This is a genomic window from Streptomyces sp. NPDC021115, from assembly GCF_044333065.1.
In the GTDB taxonomy this organism is placed as follows: Bacteria; Actinomycetota; Actinomycetes; order Streptomycetales; family Streptomycetaceae; genus Streptomyces.
The window spans coordinates 28,582-45,547 of the sequence record NZ_JBIRQF010000004.1 but is presented as its reverse complement, the minus strand read 5'-3'; the positions used below and the strand labels follow the sequence as shown (position 1 = coordinate 45,547).

Below are 16,966 nucleotides of genomic sequence, written 5' to 3'. Positions count from 1 at the left end.
GACCGCTCGATGCAAGGTGCTGGAGGATCCGTGGACCTGTCCCTGTCGACTCGGACCGTTGGCGACCGCACGGTCGTCGAGGTCGGTGGCGAGATTGATGTTTATACCGCGCCCAAGCTGCGCGAGCAGCTGGTCGAGCTTGTCAACGACGGTAGCTACCACCTGGTCGTCGACATGGAGGGCGTCGACTTTCTCGACTCCACCGGGCTCGGCGTGCTCGTCGGCGGGCTCAAGCGCGTACGTGCCCATGAGGGCTCACTGCGTCTGGTGTGCAACCAGGAGCGCATTCTCAAGATCTTCCGTATCACCGGCCTGACCAAGGTGTTCCCCATCCACACCTCGGTCGAGGACGCTGTCGCGGCGACTGACTGACCAGTCACCGCGGGAAGACCAACAAGGGGGTTCCGGGCGGCTTCGCCCGGCCCCCTGATCTGCACGCCCATACGCCCGAGGGGGATGGCATGGCCACCGTCGAACTCCGCTTCAGCGCGCTTCCCGAGCACGTCAGGACCGCCCGGCTGGTCGCGGCTGCCGTAGCGCGCCGGGCGGGGGTGGACGAGGCCGTGCTCGACGAGGTGCGGCTCGCGGTCGGCGAGGCCTGCACCCGTGCGGTGGGGCTGCACCTGAGCAACGGGGTGGACGCCCCGGTGCGGGTGGCGCTCACCGAGGAGGAGAAGAAGTTCTCCATCGAGGTCGGCGATGAGTCCCCGACCTCGGCGGGGCATGCCCCCGGCTCCCATCCGGATGTGGACGACGAGGCCGAGAGCGAGGACGAGATGGGCCTCGCGGTCATCAGCGGGCTCGTCGACGACGTCGAGGTGACGACCAGCGAGACCGGCGGCGTGATCCGCATGAGCTGGCCTGCCTCACCCCAGTCGCCCGTGCCGTAGCGGCTCGTGCCGTAACGACCTCGTGCGGTAACGATCCCCCGCCATTCAAGCGCACATCGCCGTGACCTCCGGGCCGGCCGTCCCCGTGACGGCCGGCCCGGTCGTCGTTCCTGATGTTCCTGACGATCCAGCCGCCGTCCGGAGGCTTCCGGATGGCCGGAAAACCGCCCTGAACAGCACTTTTCATAGTGCACGGAGATCGTTTATGGAGATCATTCCCCACCCGTCAGTGAATTGTTGACCTTCCTCCTTCCGGAGGAATTCCCGAGGCTCAAACCTATTGATCTTCGCTGGTGCAGGCGAATTCCCATTCCGGCGCCCTGTTTTGATCGTGTGACGCTACCTACAATCCGTCCACATCTTGAGCTCAGGACGCCTGAGCGTGGCGGCTCTTCTGCGGTCGCAGAACTGCTGCGCGCCCATGTGCCAAACGTCAAGGAGGACGAATGGCGGGGCCTCTCACCCCTCATCAGCTGGATCTCACCACGACCCTGGCCGCAGCAGAACTGACCGACGACAACCGTGTGATCGTGATGGTGATCGCCGCGGTCGCGATCGCGGCGCTCGCTGTCGCCGTGGTGCTGGTACGACAAGTGCTCGCCGCCGGCGAGGGCACGGACAGTATGAAGAAGATCGCCGAGGCCGTTCAGGAAGGCGCGAATGCCTATCTGGCCCGGCAGCTGCGCACCCTCGGCGGATTCGCCGTGGTCGTGGTCTTCCTGCTCCTGTTGTTGCCGGCGGACGACTGGGCACAGCGCATCGGGCGGTCGGTGTTCTTTCTGATCGGCGCGGGATTCTCGGCGGCCACCGGCTATATCGGCATGTGGCTCGCGGTGCGCAGCAATGTTCGCGTCGCCGCCGCGGCCCGGGAAGCGACTCCCGAGACCCCCGCCACTCCGGTCAACGGGGATTCCGCTTCGTCCGCCCCCGGGGCTCCCGGGACGCCGGGCGGGGTGGATCTGACGGCGGTCTCGCACAAGGCGATGAAGATCGCATTCCGCACGGGTGGCGTGGTCGGCATGTTCACCGTCGGCCTCGGCCTGCTGGGCGCCTCCTGCGTGGTGCTCGTGTACGCGGCCGACGCGCCCAAGGTGCTGGAGGGCTTCGGTCTCGGCGCCGCGCTGATCGCGATGTTCATGAGGGTCGGCGGCGGCATCTTCACCAAGGCCGCCGACGTCGGTGCCGACCTGGTCGGCAAGGTCGAGCAGGGCATCCCCGAGGACGACCCGCGCAACGCCGCGACCATCGCGGACAACGTGGGCGACAACGTCGGCGACTGCGCGGGCATGGCCGCCGACCTGTTCGAGTCGTACGCCGTGACCCTGGTCGCCGCGCTGATCCTCGGCAAGGCGGCCTTCGGCGACGCGGGCCTCGTGTTCCCGCTGCTCGTCCCGGCCATCGGTGTGATCACCGCCATGGTCGGGATCTTCGCCGTGGCCCCGCGCCGCGCCGACCGCAGCGGGATGACGGCCATCAACCGTGGCTTCTTCATCTCCGCGGTGATCTCGATGGCGCTGGTGGCGGCCGTGGTCTTCGCCTATCTGCCGTCCAGCTACGCCGACCTCGACGGTGTCACCAACCGCGAGATCCTCGGCCACAGCGGTGATCCGCGGGTGCTCGCGCTGGTCGCCGTCGCCATCGGCATCGTGCTCGCCGCGCTCATCCAGCAGCTCACGGGCTACTTCACCGAGACCACCCGGCGTCCCGTGCGGGACATCGGCAAGACCTCGCTGACCGGCCCGGCCACCGTGGTGCTCTCCGGCATCTCGGTGGGTCTCGAGTCCGCCGTCTACTCGGCGGTGCTGATCGGGCTCAGCGTCTACGGCGCGTTCCTGCTCGGCGGCACCTCGATCATGCTGGCGCTGTTCGCGGTCGCGCTCGCCGGGACCGGTCTGCTCACCACCGTCGGCGTCATCGTCGCGATGGACACCTTCGGCCCGGTCTCCGACAACGCGCAGGGCATCGCCGAGATGTCCGGCGACGTCGAGGGCGCGGGTGCCCAGGTGCTCACCGACCTCGACGCGGTCGGCAACACCACCAAGGCGATCACCAAGGGCATCGCCATCGCGACGGCGGTGCTCGCCGCGGCGGCGCTCTTCGGCTCGTACCGCGACGCCATCGCGGAGGCCGTCTCCGAAGTGCACACCTCGGTGGCCGGGCAGATGAACCTCAGCCTGGACATCTCGCAGCCCAACAACCTGGTCGGTCTCGTCCTCGGCGCCGCCGTCGTCTTCCTCTTCTCGGGGCTGGCGATCAACGCGGTGTCGCGGTCGGCCGGCGCGGTGGTCTTCGAGGTGCGGCGGCAGTTCCGGGAGAAGCCCGGGATCATGAATTACAGCGAGAAGCCGGAGTACGGGCGGGTCGTCGACATCTGCACCAAGGACGCGCTGCGCGAGCTGGCCACCCCCGGTCTGCTGGCGGTCCTGGCACCGATCGCCGTCGGCTTCGCCTTCGGGGTCGGCGCACTCGGTTCGTTCCTGGCCGGGGCGATCGGCACCGGCACCCTGATGGCGGTCTTCCTCGCGAATTCCGGAGGCGCCTGGGACAACGCGAAGAAGCTGGTGGAGGACGGGCACCACGGCGGCAAGGGCAGCGAGGCCCATGCAGCGACGGTGATCGGCGACACGGTCGGCGACCCGTTCAAGGACACCGCGGGGCCCGCGATCAACCCGCTGCTGAAGGTCATGAACCTGGTGGCGCTGCTGATCGCCCCGGCGGTCGTGAAGTTCAGCTACGGCGACGACGCGAGCCCGGGGCTCCGGGCGCTGATCGCCGCGCTGGCCGTCGCGATCATCGTCGGTGCCGTCTACGTCTCCAAGCGGCGTGGCATCGCCGTAAGTGATGAAGGCAACTCCGAACGCGTCGCGAAGTCGGCCGACGCGGCGGTGGTGTCCTGACCCGGAAGTGGTCACGGGGCGGTGTGAGCCCCCGCGGCATGCGGGCGGACGGTGTGCGAGGCACGCCGTCCGCCCGCAGCCGTGCTCGCGGTCCGGCCCGTCCCGGCGCTGAGAGGGATGAGGCGGATGGCACACCGAGCTTGGTTCAATTGACGTCAAAAGCATCCATACAGGATGCTCTGCAGACGGTCCGAGTGGCGTGGCCGTGTATGTTCCGGGGCCGAGAGCCATGGAAGGGACCAATCCGGTGAACAAGAAGCTTGTGGCACTGTCCGGCGGTGCGGCACTCGTACTGGCGCTGAGCGGCTGCGGCGGCGGCGATGATGGCGACAAGAAGGTCAACGACTGGGCCAAATCGGTCTGCGACCAGGTGCAGCCGCAGTTGAAGAAGATTCAGGGCGCCAACGCGTCCATCCAGTCGGCGTCCGACGAGCAGGACTCCAAGAAGCTCCAGCAGACGGACTCCAAGGCGTTCCAGCAGATCTCCGAGTCCTACGCGGCACTCGCCACGGCGGTGCGGAAGGCGGGCGCCCCGCCCGTCGACAAGGGCGAGCAGACCCAGAAGCAGGCCGTGAAGGAGCTGAACGCCACCTCCAAGGCGTACAACGACCTGAAGACGACCGTCGACAAGCTGGAGACCTCGGACAAGTCCAAGTTCGCCGAGGGCCTCAAGGGCGTCGCCGACGAGCTCGACAAGCTCAGCACGTCGGGTGACCAGGCCCTGAAGCAGCTCCAGGAGGGCAAGGTCGGCACCGCGATGTCGAAGCAGCCCGGCTGCCAGAAGCCGAAGACCGGCGCCACCAGCGCCACGTAGGGCGCGAGGGCCCGCTGGAGGCACGAAGACCCGCCCGGGGCGTTCAGGGCTCGCCCGGGGCGTCGGGCACCCGTGCACGGCGCGCGCCCGGTCGCACGCCCCTGTTGTCGAGTTGCCGAGTTGTCCACAGACGGCGGCTTTTCCACAGGCTGCCGCCCGTCGTCGCCGACGGCCGGCGGTTGCCCCGACAATGGGGGCGTGAGTACGCACCAGCCCACGTCCCGCCTCCCGATTCCCGACCCCGAGCGCACCGCCCGCCTCCGCGAAGCGCTGCTGGCCGCCTCGTTCACCGCCGACGGCCTGCTGGATCTGCTCGGCGCTTCCGCCTACGCCGCCCTGGCCCGCGGCGAGACCGTCCCCGCGCTGCGCGCGGCCCGCGGTGACAGCCCGCTGGAGATCCTGGTGCGGCTGTTCCTGCTCCAGCGCCCGGTGCCCGACGAACGGGCCGCAGAGGCCCTGCCGGTGGCGGACTGCCTCACCGACGGCTGGCTCGTGCGCGACGGCTCCGGGGTGCGCGCCGGTGTCGACGTGCGCCCCTACGGCGGCCCCGAGGGCCAGGACTGGTGGATCGTCTCCGACCTCGGCTGCGCGGTCGGCGGCGCCGGAGGCATCGGCGGGCCCGGCGGCGCCCAGGGGGCCGCGGACCGCTCGCGGCTCGTCCTCGGAGTCGGCGGCGCGTCCACCACGCTGGCCGGGCTCACCGTCCGTACGCCCGTCAAGCGGGCCCTCGACCTCGGCACCGGCTCCGGTATCCAGGCCCTCCACGCGAGCCGTCACGCCGCCCGAGTCACCGCCACCGACCCCAATCCGCGCGCGCTGGACATGGCCCGGCTCACCCTCGCCCTGTCCGGGGCGCCGGAGCCGGATCTGCGCGAGGGGTCGCTCTTCGAGCCGGTCGGCGGCGAGACGTACGACCTGATCGTGTCGAATCCGCCGTTCGTGATCTCGCCGCGCTCCGCCGAGGGCGACCGGCTGGTCTACCGGGACGGCGGCATGGCCGGGGACGATCTGTGCCGCACCCTCGTCCAGCAGTCGGCCGCCCATCTCGCCGACGGCGGCTGGTGCCAGCTGCTCGCCAACTGGCAGCACGTCCGGGGCGAGGACTGGCGGGAGCGGCTGGCCTCCTGGGTGCCGCCCGGCTGCGACGCCTGGATCGTGCAGCGCGAGGTGCAGGACGTCGCGCAGTACGCCGAGCTCTGGCTGCGGGACGCGGGCGAGCACCTCGCCGGGCCCGAGGCGTACGCGGCGCGCTACGACGCCTGGCTGGACGAGTTCGAGGCGCGCGGGACCACGGGTGTCGGATTCGGCTGGATCACCCTGCGCAAGTCCGGCGCCGACCGGCCGTCGGTGACCGTGGAGGAGTGGCCGCATCCGGTCGAGCAGCCGCTGGGGGAGGCGGTGGCGGCCCATTTCGACCGGCAGGACTTCCTGCGCGCGCACGACGACGCGGCGCTGCTGACGGCCCGCTTCCGGCTCGCCGACGAGGTCGTCCAGGAGCAGGTCGGGCTGCCCGGCGCGGAGGACCCTGAGCATGTGGTGCTCCGGCAGAACCGGGGCATGCGGCGCGCGACCAAGGTCGACACGGTGACGGCGGGGTTCGCGGGGGTGTGCGACGGCACGCTGAGCGCGGGCCGGATCCTGGACGCGATCGCCCAGCTGCTCGGGGAGGACCCCGTGGTGCTGCGCGACCGCACTCCGCAGTCCATCCGGCTCCTGGTCGAACAGGGCTTTCTCCAGCCGGTGGCCGACGAGATTCCGTAGCGCGCGCCGGGCGTACGCCGGGGGCGTGGGACGCGCGCCCCCGTGCCCCCGCGTGGCGGGAAGCCGCCGCCGGGGACGTGAACGCGGCCGGAAAGGGCGGTCGCGCGCCGTTCATCCGGGGTTCGTGCGTACGCCTCCGGCGCGTGCCACGCTCCCGGCATGGAGAGCGGACCTGCGATCTTCGCCGGAACGGCATTCGTGTTGTTCGGTGCGGCCCTGCTGCTGTGGACAGCGGCGCGGCTGCGGCTGCGCGCGCCGGTCGCCGACGGTGTGAGTCCCGTCGCTTCCGCGGCCCTCTCCCTCTTCTTCGCCGCCGCCTCTCTGGGCGGCGGGATCTGGTGCCTCGGTTACGCCTGACAGGGCGCCTTCCGCGAGGCTTGTGCCGCTCCGGGCGGCAGACAGGACGCTTGTCGGGTTACCGTTCGAGTGGCGTTGCGGGCTTTTTCCGTTTGACACGGGGGCGGGATGTACCGTCACACTCCGCAGCGTCACCGTAGAGGGCCGTGTATGCGTTACCCGCGCTGAAGCGTCTGTTCACCGAGCGTCGACCGGAGAGAAGAGCGAAGTTGTCCCCGACCACCAGCGAGACCGCACAGGGCGGCCGCCGACTCGTCATCGTCGAGTCGCCTGCCAAGGCGAAGACGATCAAGGGCTACCTGGGCCCGGGCTACGTGGTCGAGGCGAGCGTCGGGCACATCCGGGACCTGCCGAACGGTGCGGCCGAGGTACCCGACAAGTACACCGGCGAGGTGCGCCGGCTCGGTGTGGACGTCGATCATGACTTCCAGCCCGTCTACGTGGTGAACGCGGACAAGAAGAGCCAGGTCAAGAAGCTCAAGGAGCTGCTGGCCGAGTCCGACGAACTCTTCCTCGCCACCGATGAGGACCGGGAGGGCGAGGCCATCGCCTGGCACCTCCAGGAGGTCCTGAAGCCCAAGGTGCCGGTCCGCCGGATGGTCTTCCACGAGATCACCAAGGACGCGATCCGCGAGGCCGTCGCCAATCCGCGCGAGCTGAACAAGCGCCTGGTCGACGCCCAGGAGACCCGCCGCATCCTGGACCGCCTCTACGGCTACGAGGTCTCGCCGGTCCTGTGGAAGAAGGTCATGCGGGGCCTGTCCGCGGGCCGTGTGCAGTCGGTGGCCACCCGTCTCGTCGTCGAGCGCGAGCGCGAGCGCATCGCCTTCCGCTCCGCCGAGTACTGGGACCTGACCGGCACCTTCTCCACCGGCCGGGCCGGTGACGCCAGCGATCCGGGCACCTTCGGCGCCCGGCTGTCCGCCGTGGACGGCCGCCGCGTCGCCCAGGGCCGCGACTTCACCTCGCTCGGGCAGCTCAAGAATGGGCAGCGCGAAGCCTCGATTGAGGGCGGTGGTGGGCGACGGGAGGGCGGGTCGAACGTCCTGCACCTGGACGAGGCGGACGCCCGCGCCCTGGCCGCCGCCCTCGCGGACACCGCCTTCACGGTGCGGTCCGTCGAGTCCAAGCCGTACCGCCGCTCGCCGTACGCCCCGTTCCGTACGACGACGCTCCAGCAGGAGGCCAGCCGCAAGCTGGGCTTCGGTGCCAAGGCCACCATGCAGGTCGCGCAGAAGCTGTACGAAAACGGCTACATCACCTATATGCGCACCGACTCCACCATCCTCTCCGACACGGCGGTGGCGGCGGCGCGAGCGCAGGTCACGCAGCTGTACGGCGCCGACTATCTGCCGGACAAGCCGCGGTCGTACGCGGGCAAGGTGAAGAACGCGCAGGAGGCGCACGAGGCCATCCGCCCCTCGGGTGATCGTTTCCGCACCCCCGCGGAGACCGGCCTCACCGGCGACCAGTTCCGGCTCTACGAGCTGATCTGGAAGCGGACCGTCGCCTCCCAGATGAAGGACGCGGTCGGCAACTCCGTCACCGTCAAGATCGGCGGCCGGGCGAGCGACGGCCGGGACGCGGAATTCTCCGCCTCCGGCAAGACGATCACCTTCCACGGCTTCATGAAGGCCTACGTGGAGGGCGCCGACGACCCGAACGCCGAGCTGGACGACCGCGAGCGCCGTCTGCCGCAGGTCACCGAGGGCGACCGGCTCGCCGCCGAGGAGATCACCGCCGACGGCCACGCCACCAAGCCCCCGGCCCGCTACACCGAGGCGTCGCTGGTCAAGGAGCTGGAAGAGCGCGAGATCGGCCGTCCGTCCACGTACGCCACGATCCTCGGCACCATCCTCGACCGCGGCTATGTGTTCAAGAAGGGCACGGCGCTGGTGCCGTCCTTCCTGAGCTTCGCCGTGGTCAACCTGCTGGAGAAGCACTTCGGCCGTCTCGTCGACTACGACTTCACCGCGAAGATGGAGGACGACCTCGACCGCATCGCGCGCGGTGAGGCCCAGGCCGTGCCGTGGCTCAAGCGGTTCTACTTCGGCGAGGGCGTGAACGGCGTCGACGCCGGTGACGCGGGCGAGGTCGTCGCGGCCGAGGCCGGGAACGGCGACGGCGATCACCTCGGCGGACTGAAGGAGCTGGTCACCGACCTGGGCGCGATCGACGCCCGGGAGATCTCGTCCTTCCCCGTGGGCGACGGGATCATGCTGCGTGTCGGCCGCTACGGCCCGTACGTCGAGCGCCCCGCCGCGACCGAGGGCGAGACCGGCCACCGCGCCGACGTCCCCGACGACCTGCCGCCGGACGAGCTGACCGTGGCGTTCGCGGAGGAGCTGCTCGCCAAGCCGAGCGGCGACTTCGAGCTGGGCACCGATCCGGAGACCGGGCGTCCGATCGTCGCCAAGGACGGCCGCTACGGCCCGTACGTCACCGAGGTGCTGCCCGACGACACCCCGAAGACCGGCAAGAACGCGGTCAAGCCGCGCACCGCCTCGCTCTTCAAGTCGATGTCCCTGGACACGGTGACCCTGGCGGACGCGCTCAAGCTGATGTCGCTGCCGCGCGTCGTCGGCACCGACCCCGAGGGCACCGAGATCACCGCGCAGAACGGGCGCTACGGCCCGTATCTGAAGAAGGGCACCGACTCGCGCTCGCTGGAGAGCGAGGAGCAGCTCTTCACGATCACGGTCGACGAGGCGCTGGCGATCTACGCGCAGCCCAAGCAGCGCGGCCGCGCCGCGGCCAAGCCGCCGCTGAAGGAGCTGGGCACCGACCCGGTCAGCGAGAAGCCGGTCGTGGTCAAGGACGGCCGCTTCGGCCCGTACGTCACGGACGGCGAGACCAACGCGACGCTGCGCCGGGACGACGACGTCGAGACGATCACGGCCGAGCGCGGCTACGAGCTGCTGGCGGAGAAGCGCGCCAAGGGCCCGGCCAAGAAGACCGCCAAGAAGGCGGCGAAGAAGACAACGGCCAAGAAGACGGCGGCGAAGAAGACCACCGCCACGAAGGCCACCGCGAAGAAGACGGCCGCCAAGAAGACCGCGGCCAAGAAGACGACGACCGCGGCGAAGAAGACAACGGCCAAGAAGACGGCCGCGAAGAAGACCACCGCGGCCAAGTCCGCCGCGGCGAAGGAGACGGCGGCCAAGGCGGAGTAGCCGCCCAAGTCCCCAGGTCATCGGCACGTCATCCACGTCCCCCCGCCCGTTTGTTCGGGCGGGGGGACGTGGATTCACGTGATCCGGATAGGCTTGCGGGATGACGCGAGAGCAGCCTTCGGACGTGACCCCCACTTCCGGCGCCCTTGCCGCGGACTCCCGCGAGCGTGCCGTCCGAGCCCTCCTGCGCTATCCGCCGCTACGACGGCTCTGGAGCGCCCAACTCGTCGGCGGTGCCGCGGACACGCTGGCCGTGCTGGTGCTCGTCCTGCTGTCGCTCCAGGCAGCGGTCTCCGCGGGCTCCTTCGGCGGCGGCTATCGCGGGGCCGCGCTGGCGGTCGCGGCCGTGCTGGGCATGCGGCTCGTCGCGACCCTGCTGTTCGGCGCGGTGCTCCTCGGGCCGCTCTCCGCGCTCATCGGCCCGTCCGGTCCGCTGGACCGCCGCTGGACCATGATCGGCGCGGATGGGCTGCGGCTCGTCCTGCTGCTCATCGCGCCGCTGTGGATCGACTGGACGCCCGCCGACGCCATCGCCTGGCTGCTCATCACCACCTTCGTCGTGGGCGTTGCCGAGCGCTTCTGGACCATCGCCAAGGACGACGCGGCCCCCGCGCTGCTCCCGGCGCCGCCCGTCGAGGGCGCGGCCGTCCGGCCGCTGCCGGACCACATGGACGCGCTGCGGCGGCTGTCGCTGCGGACGAACTTCCTCAGCGTGCCGCTGGCCGCCGCCGGTCTTCTCGTTGTCATGCTCATCGGCAGGCTGCTGGGGACGGGCGTCAGCTGGTTCCACGCCCATCAGGCGGCGCTCGGCAGTTACGTCGGCGCCGGGCTGTTCGCCGCGTCCATCTCGGTCCTCTACTTCGTGGAGCTGCCCGGCGCGCAGACGCCCCGTACGCGCTCCCCGCTCGAAGGGCTGCGCCGTCCGCGCGCCGTCTCCGGCACCGGTGCCGACAAGGGCCGCACCGGCGCCGTGCCGCTGCTGATCCTCGCGTGCGCCGGAGTGGCGGCGGCCATCGCCGCGGCCGTCGGCGTCGCCGCGCTCCAGGCCGTCGACCTCGGCGGCGGCCCGGTCGGCTACTCGCTGCTCGTGCTCGTCCTCAGCGGCGGCCCCGCGGTCGGCATCCGCTCGGCGCCCAAGGTCCTCCCGGGGCTTTCGCGGCGCCGGCTGCTCGCCCTGTCGGTGGCGCTGACCGGTCTCGCGCTGCTCGCTGCGGGCCTGGTGCACGACGCGACGACCGTCCTGATGATCGCGCTGCTCGCCGGTCTGTCCGCCGGTGTCGCGGCGAACACCGGCCACTCCCTCCTGGACCAGGAGCTGGAGGAGTCCCGGCGGCCCCGGATGACCGAGCATCTGCACGCCGTCGTCCGCGTCTCCGTCGGCCTCGGTGCCGTCGGCGCCCCGCTGCTCGCCGCCGTGATCGGGCCGCACCGGCTCGGCAGCGGCGAGTTCGTGTTCGCCCACGGCGGCGCGGCCTTCACGCTCATGCTCGTCGGCGCGCTGCTGCTGCCCATCGCGGCGCTGGTCCTCGGCCGCACCGACGACCGGCAGGGCGTCCCGCTGCGGCGCGATCTGCGCGAGGCGCTGCTGCGCGGCGGTGGCGCGGACGAGGCCCCGGCCGAGACCGGCTTCTTCATCGCCGTCGAGGGCGGTGACGGTGCGGGCAAGTCCACGCAGGTCGAGGCGCTGGCCGAATGGGTCAGGGCCAAGGGCCACGAGGTGGTGGTGACCCGCGAGCCGGGCGCGACCGCCATCGGCAAGCGGCTGCGCTCGATCCTGCTCGACGTCTCGTCCGCCGGGATCTCGCACCGCGCGGAGGCGCTGCTGTACGCGGCGGACCGCGCCGAACACGTCGACTCGGTGGTCCGCCCGGCCCTGGAGCGCGGCGCGGTCGTCATCTCCGACCGTTACATCGACTCGTCCGTCGCCTACCAGGGCGCGGGCCGCGACCTCGCCGCGACCGAGATCGCCCGCATCTCCCGCTGGGCGACGAACGGCCTGGTGCCGCATCTGACGGTGCTGCTGGACGTCTCTCCGGAGACCGCGCGCGAACGCTTCACCGAGGCCCCGGACCGGCTGGAGTCCGAGCCCGCCGAGTTCCACCAGCGGGTGCGCTCCGGATTCCTCGCCCTCGCCGCTGCCGACCCGGCCCGCTACCTGGTGGTGGACGCCGGACAGCTGCCGGAGGCGGTCACCTCCGTCGTACGCCACCGCCTGGACCAGATGCTCCCGCTGTCGGAGGCGGAGCTGAAGGCCCAGGAGGAGGCCCGGAAGGCGGCCGAGGAAGAGGCGCGCCGCAAGGCCGAGGAGGAGGCCGCCCGCAAGGCGGAGGAGGAGCGGCTGGAGCGCGAGCGCCAGGAGGCGCTGGCCAAGGCGCGCGCCGAGGAGGAGGAGCGCAAGCGCCGCGAGCTGGAGGAGGCGCGGCAGCGCGAGGCCGAGCGGCAGACGGAGGAGGCCCGTAAGCGGGCCGAGGACGCGCGCCGCCGCGCCGAGGAGGACCGCAAGCGCATCGAGGCCGAGGACCGCGCCCGCGCCGCCGAGCAGGAGCGGCTCCGCCGCAAGGCGGAGGCGCAGGCGCAGGAGCGGGCCGAGGCGGCGGCGCGCCGCCAGGAGGAGCAGCGCCGGATGGAGGAGGCGCTGCTGCGGTCGGAGCAGGCGCGGATGGCGTCGGACGCCCCGACCGTGGAGACCGAGCTGCCGAAGCCGGCCGGTACGGAGTCCGAGTCCGAGGATGCCTCCTCCGGCACCGATTCTGATGCTGCTTCCGGTGCGGCCTCCGATGTGGCGGAGACGGTCCGGACGCCGCGCTTCGACCCGCAGGCCGGGCGGGACGCCGACGAGACCGCCGTGCTTCCGCCGGTCCGCCCCCAGCGGGATCCGGACGCCGAGGAGACCACGCTCCTTCCTCAGCCGCAGACGCCGGAGCCGTCCGCTCCGCAGTCCTCAGCGGCCGATGAGACGGCCGTGCTGCCGCCGGTGCGGGACGAGCCGCCCGTACGGGAGGAGCGGCCCGCTGACCCGGCCGACAGGGTTCCGCCGTGGATGTTCCGCAAGGAGGAGCAGGGGCAGGATCAGGGCCGGGCGCAGGAGAACGACCGCACGCGCGAGCTGCCGCAGTACGACCAGGGCCGGGACCAGGGCCACGGCCAGGCTCTCGGCGAGGACCAGTCGCGACGCCGTCGCCCGCGCCCGGACTGGGCGGAGGAGACCCCGCTGGACGACCTCCCGACGCTCGCCGACGAACTGCTCGGCGACGGCGACGGCGACCGCGACCGCGACGACGAGGGCGGCGGCCGGCGCCGCCGCTGACCGCCCGACGGCGTTGTCGGTGGGGTGCCCCACAATGGGACGCGTTGGACGGATACGGCGGAGGCAGCCATGGCGGTGTGGGACGACCTGGTCGGGCAGGACCGAGTAGCGGCCCAGCTGTCCGCTGCCGCGGGTGATGCGGACGCGCTGGTCACGGCCGGTGCGTCGGCCGAGTCCGACGCCGAGCCCATGGCGTCGTCCAAGATGACGCACGCCTGGCTGTTCACCGGCCCGCCCGGTTCCGGCCGGGCCACCGCCGCCCGCGCCTTCGCCGCCGCGCTCCAGTGCGTGAGCCCCGACCGGGCGCTCGGCGGCGCCCCCGGCTGCGGCTTCTGCGACGGTTGCCACACCGCCCTGGTCGGCACGCACGCCGATGTGGAGGTGGTCCGTACGGACATGCTCACCATCGGCGTCAAGGAGACCCGCGACCTCGTCCGCCGCGCCCAGCTCTCGCCCGCGGGCGGCCGGTGGCAGGTGATCGTCATGGAGGACGCCGACCGCCTCACCGAGGGCGCGGGCAACGTCCTGCTGAAGGCCGTCGAGGAGCCCGCGCCGCGCACCGTATGGCTGCTGTGCGCGCCCTCCCTGGAGGACGTGCTGCCCACCATCCGCTCCCGCTGCCGCCTCCTCACCCTCCGTACGCCCCCGGTGGACGCCGTCGCGGACATCCTCGTCCGCCGCGACGGCATCGACCCCGAGCTGGCCGCCTCCGCCGCCCGCGCGACCCAGGGGCACATCGGCCGCGCCCGGCGGCTGGCCACCGACGAGCGGGCCAGGACCCGCCGCAAGGCGGTGCTGAAGCTGCCGCTGCGCGTCGACGACGTGGGCGGCTGCCTCAAGGGGGCACAGGAGCTGGTCGACGCGGCCGCCGAGGACGCCAAGCAGGTCGCGGAGGAGGTCGACGCCAAGGAGACCGAGGAGCTGCGCGCCGCGCTCGGCGCCGCCGCCGGTACGGGCGGGCGGCTGCCGCGCGGCACGGCCGGGGCCATGAAGGACCTCCAGGACCGTCAGAAGCGCCGCGCGACCCGCACCCAGCGCGACAGCCTCGACTTGGCCCTGACCGAGCTGACGGGCTTCTACCGGGACGTGCTGGCCCTCCAGCTCGGCTCCCAGGTCGCGCTCGCCAACACCGACGTGCGGGACGCCCTGGAGCGGGTGGCGTCGGGCTCGAAGCCGGAGCGGACGCTGCGCAGGATCGAGGCGGTCTCGGCCTGCCGCGAGGCGCTGGACCGCAATGTGGCGCCGCTGCTGGCAGTGGAGGCGATGACCATGGCGCTGCGCGCGGGCTGAGTCGCGCGGGCTGAGTCGGGGGTCCGTATCGGGTCGCGGGCCGTCTCCTCACCCGTACGAGTGACCTGACGGGCGCATGGAGCGTAGTCGGGCGGATACGCTCCGTATCGCTGGCGGCTCCTCGCCAGCACTCGCGACCCGAGGGATCCGCCGATGGCCACCAGCCGCAGCAGCACGCTCACCACCATCGGCGTCGCCGTCGCGGGCGCCGCCCTGCTGTTCTCCGGCTGCTCCGCCGGATCCTCGGCCCCGCGCGCCGCGGCGTCCACGACGCAGGCCGTCCCCAGCGACCTGAGGCCCTACTACGAACAGACCCTGACCTGGCACACCTGCCCCGGCGGCGCGGGCTTCGACTGCGCCACGCTGAGGGCCCCGCTCGACTACGCCAGGCCCGGCACCGGCCGGGACCTCGAGCTGGACGTCTCCCGGAAGAAGGCCACCCGCTCCGCCCGCCGAATCGGCTCGCTCCTGGTGAACCCCGGCGGCCCGGGCGGCTCCGCGATCGGCTACCTCCAGAGCTTCGCGGCCATCGGCTACCCGGCGCCGGTCCGCGCCCGCTACGACCTGGTCGCGCTCGACCCGCGAGGTGTGGCCGGGAGCGAGCCCGTCACCTGCCTGAACAACCGGCAGATGGACGCCTTCACCCGCACCGACCAGACCCCCGACGACCCCGCCGAGACCCGTCGGCTGGTCGCCGCGTACAAGAAGTTCGCCCGCGGCTGCGCGGACCGCTCCGGCCGCGTCCTCGGCCATGTCTCGACCGTCGAGGCGGCCCGCGACATGGACCTGCTGCGCGCCGCCCTCGGCGACCGCAAACTCGCCTACGTCGGCGCCTCCTACGGCACCTTCCTCGGCGCCACCTACGCCGACCTCTACCCGGCCCGCGTCGGCCGTCTCGTCCTCGACGGCGCCCTCGATCCCACGCTGACCTCCCTGCGCATGAACCGCGACCAGACCGCGGGCTTCGAAACCGCCTTCACCGCCTTCGCCCGGGACTGTCTCGCCCGCTCCGGCTGCCCCCTCGGCTCCGGCACCGTGGCAAGTGCCCGCACGCGGCTCAGCGCCCTCTTCCGCCGCATCGACTCCCGCCCGGTCCCCACCGGCGGCTCCCGCACGCTGACCGAATCCCTCGCCACCATCGGCGTGATCACCGCGATGTACGACGAGGGCGCCTGGTCCCAGCTGCGCACCGCCCTCAGCGAGGCCCGGCGCGGCGACGGCGAGGGCCTGCTGGACCTCGCCGACCTCTACTACGAACGCGACGCGGACGGCCGTTACGCCAACCTCATGTACGCCAACCCCGCCGTCAACTGCCTCGACCTCCCACCGGCCTTCCGCACCCCCGCCGACGTGAGCTCGTCCCTCCCCACCTTCGAGAAGGCGTCCCCCGTCTTCGGCAGGTCCCTGGCCTGGTCCGCCCTGAACTGCGGCTACTGGCCCGTCCCGCCGACCGGCCGCCCCCACCCCCTCCGGGCCAAGGGCGCCGCCCCCATCGTCGTCGTCGGCACCACCCGCGACCCCGCCACCCCGTACCGCTGGGCCCGCGCCCTCGCCTCCCAGCTCACCTCCGCCACCCTCCTCACCTACGACGGCGACGGCCACACCGCCTACGCCCGCGGCAGCCGCTGCGTCGACACCGCGATCAACACCTACCTCCTCACCGGACGGCCCCCCACCCCCACCCACCGCCGCTGCACCTGACCTCCCGGCCCGCGCCGACAACCCCGTACGGAGCACCCCTCGGGACTGTGTAGACTTGGCGAAGCTGCTGTTGCCGATCAGGCACCACGGCATGCCGCCTTAGCTCAGTCGGCCAGAGCGACGCACTCGTAATGCGTAGGTCAAGGGTTCGATTCCCTTAGGCGGCTCATCTGAAGCCCAGGCCACACCTCGTGTGGCCTGGGCTTTTTGCTGGTGTTCGGGGTCCGTTCAGCTGCCTCCTCCGCCACCGCCTCCGCCGCAGCCGCCACCGCCGCCCCCTCCGCCGCCGCAGGACGAGCCTCCGCCGCAGCCGCCGCCTCCGCCGCACGAGGAGTTGCCGCCGCAGGAGGAGCCGCTGCTGCCTCCGGCCCACCAGCCGCCGGAGTTGCGGCGTCGGCCGCGGTTGAGTTCGAGGGGGGTGTCCCTCGGTCCGGATTTGGCCGCTTTTGCGTAGATGGTGATGATCGCCGCGACGGGCACGACGATGATCAGGACGTTGAACAGAGAACCCATCGAGCACTTACCTTCCCTAGCTGGTCACCGTCGTAGACGAGTTGGGGAAGGCCGGTGGTTCACGGTGAGTGGCGATCTTTGGGGGAGTGGGGCAACGGGGTTGATGGGTGGGGTAGTTGGGGGTTGGGATGGGGTGGGTGGTGGTGAAGGCCGCCTCGTTGTTCAAGGAATTGGGCATGGGGGTGTGAATGCTGGGTAGGCGGGTCCTCGTTCAGCTGCAACAAGCCGAGTGGGCCGGGAGGACGAAGTGAACGGCACGGCAA

The 16,966-nt window shown here is 71.8% G+C and carries 11 protein-coding genes and 1 tRNA gene; 11 read left to right on the top strand and 1 reads right to left on the bottom strand.

Going from position 1 to position 16,966, the window contains the following annotated elements; all coding sequences use genetic code 11:
- Window positions 1–30: 30 nt before the first annotated feature.
- The 11 genes from bldG to ACH4TL_RS14045 all read left to right on the top strand — a co-directional run bounded on the left by bldG (window position 31) and on the right by ACH4TL_RS14045 (window position 16,357).
- Window positions 31–372 carry an anti-sigma factor antagonist BldG gene (gene bldG, locus ACH4TL_RS14095; RefSeq protein WP_009716787.1) on the top strand — a complete coding sequence of 114 codons (342 nt, stop codon included), beginning with the start codon at window positions 31–33 and terminating at the stop codon, window positions 370–372.
- Between the two features lie 89 nt (window positions 373–461).
- Window positions 462–890 carry an ATP-binding protein gene (locus ACH4TL_RS14090; protein ID WP_398313816.1) on the top strand — a complete coding sequence of 143 codons (429 nt, stop codon included), beginning with the start codon at window positions 462–464 and terminating at the stop codon, window positions 888–890.
- Window positions 891–1,336: 446 nt separating this feature from the next.
- Window positions 1,337–3,787 carry a sodium-translocating pyrophosphatase gene (locus tag ACH4TL_RS14085; RefSeq protein ID WP_398313814.1) on the top strand — a complete coding sequence of 817 codons (2,451 nt, stop codon included), beginning with the start codon at window positions 1,337–1,339 and terminating at the stop codon, window positions 3,785–3,787.
- A 247-nt stretch (window positions 3,788–4,034) separates the two neighbouring features.
- Window positions 4,035–4,601: a small secreted protein gene (locus tag ACH4TL_RS14080; protein WP_398313812.1), complete on the top strand. Its 567-nt coding sequence runs from the start codon at window positions 4,035–4,037 to the stop codon at window positions 4,599–4,601.
- A 198-nt stretch (window positions 4,602–4,799) separates the two neighbouring features.
- Window positions 4,800–6,362, top strand: a complete 1,563-nt coding sequence (locus ACH4TL_RS14075; protein WP_398313810.1) for a methyltransferase — start codon at window positions 4,800–4,802, stop codon at window positions 6,360–6,362.
- Between the two features lie 159 nt (window positions 6,363–6,521).
- Window positions 6,522–6,719, top strand: a complete 198-nt coding sequence (locus ACH4TL_RS14070) for a hypothetical protein (RefSeq protein ID WP_398313808.1) — start codon at window positions 6,522–6,524, stop codon at window positions 6,717–6,719.
- Window positions 6,720–6,928: 209 nt separating this feature from the next.
- A complete protein-coding gene (topA, locus tag ACH4TL_RS14065) occupies window positions 6,929–9,892 on the top strand; it encodes a type I DNA topoisomerase (protein WP_398313806.1) in 2,964 nt (987 codons plus the stop codon).
- Between the two features lie 100 nt (window positions 9,893–9,992).
- Window positions 9,993–13,199, top strand: coding sequence for a dTMP kinase (tmk, locus tag ACH4TL_RS14060; protein ID WP_398313804.1), 3,207 nt, complete (start codon window positions 9,993–9,995; stop codon window positions 13,197–13,199).
- A gap of 69 nt (window positions 13,200–13,268) precedes the next feature.
- Window positions 13,269–14,489: a DNA polymerase III subunit delta' gene (locus tag ACH4TL_RS14055; RefSeq protein ID WP_398313802.1), complete on the top strand. Its 1,221-nt coding sequence runs from the start codon at window positions 13,269–13,271 to the stop codon at window positions 14,487–14,489.
- A gap of 153 nt (window positions 14,490–14,642) precedes the next feature.
- A complete protein-coding gene (locus tag ACH4TL_RS14050; RefSeq protein ID WP_398313800.1) occupies window positions 14,643–16,190 on the top strand; it encodes an alpha/beta hydrolase in 1,548 nt (515 codons plus the stop codon).
- A gap of 93 nt (window positions 16,191–16,283) precedes the next feature.
- Window positions 16,284–16,357 (top strand) — tRNA-Thr (locus tag ACH4TL_RS14045).
- Window positions 16,358–16,418: 61 nt separating this feature from the next.
- Here the strand turns inward: ACH4TL_RS14045 and ACH4TL_RS14040 are convergent.
- Window positions 16,419–16,703: a hypothetical protein gene (locus ACH4TL_RS14040; RefSeq protein WP_398313798.1), complete on the bottom strand. Its 285-nt coding sequence runs from the start codon at window positions 16,701–16,703 to the stop codon at window positions 16,419–16,421.
- Window positions 16,704–16,966 lie beyond the last annotated feature (263 nt).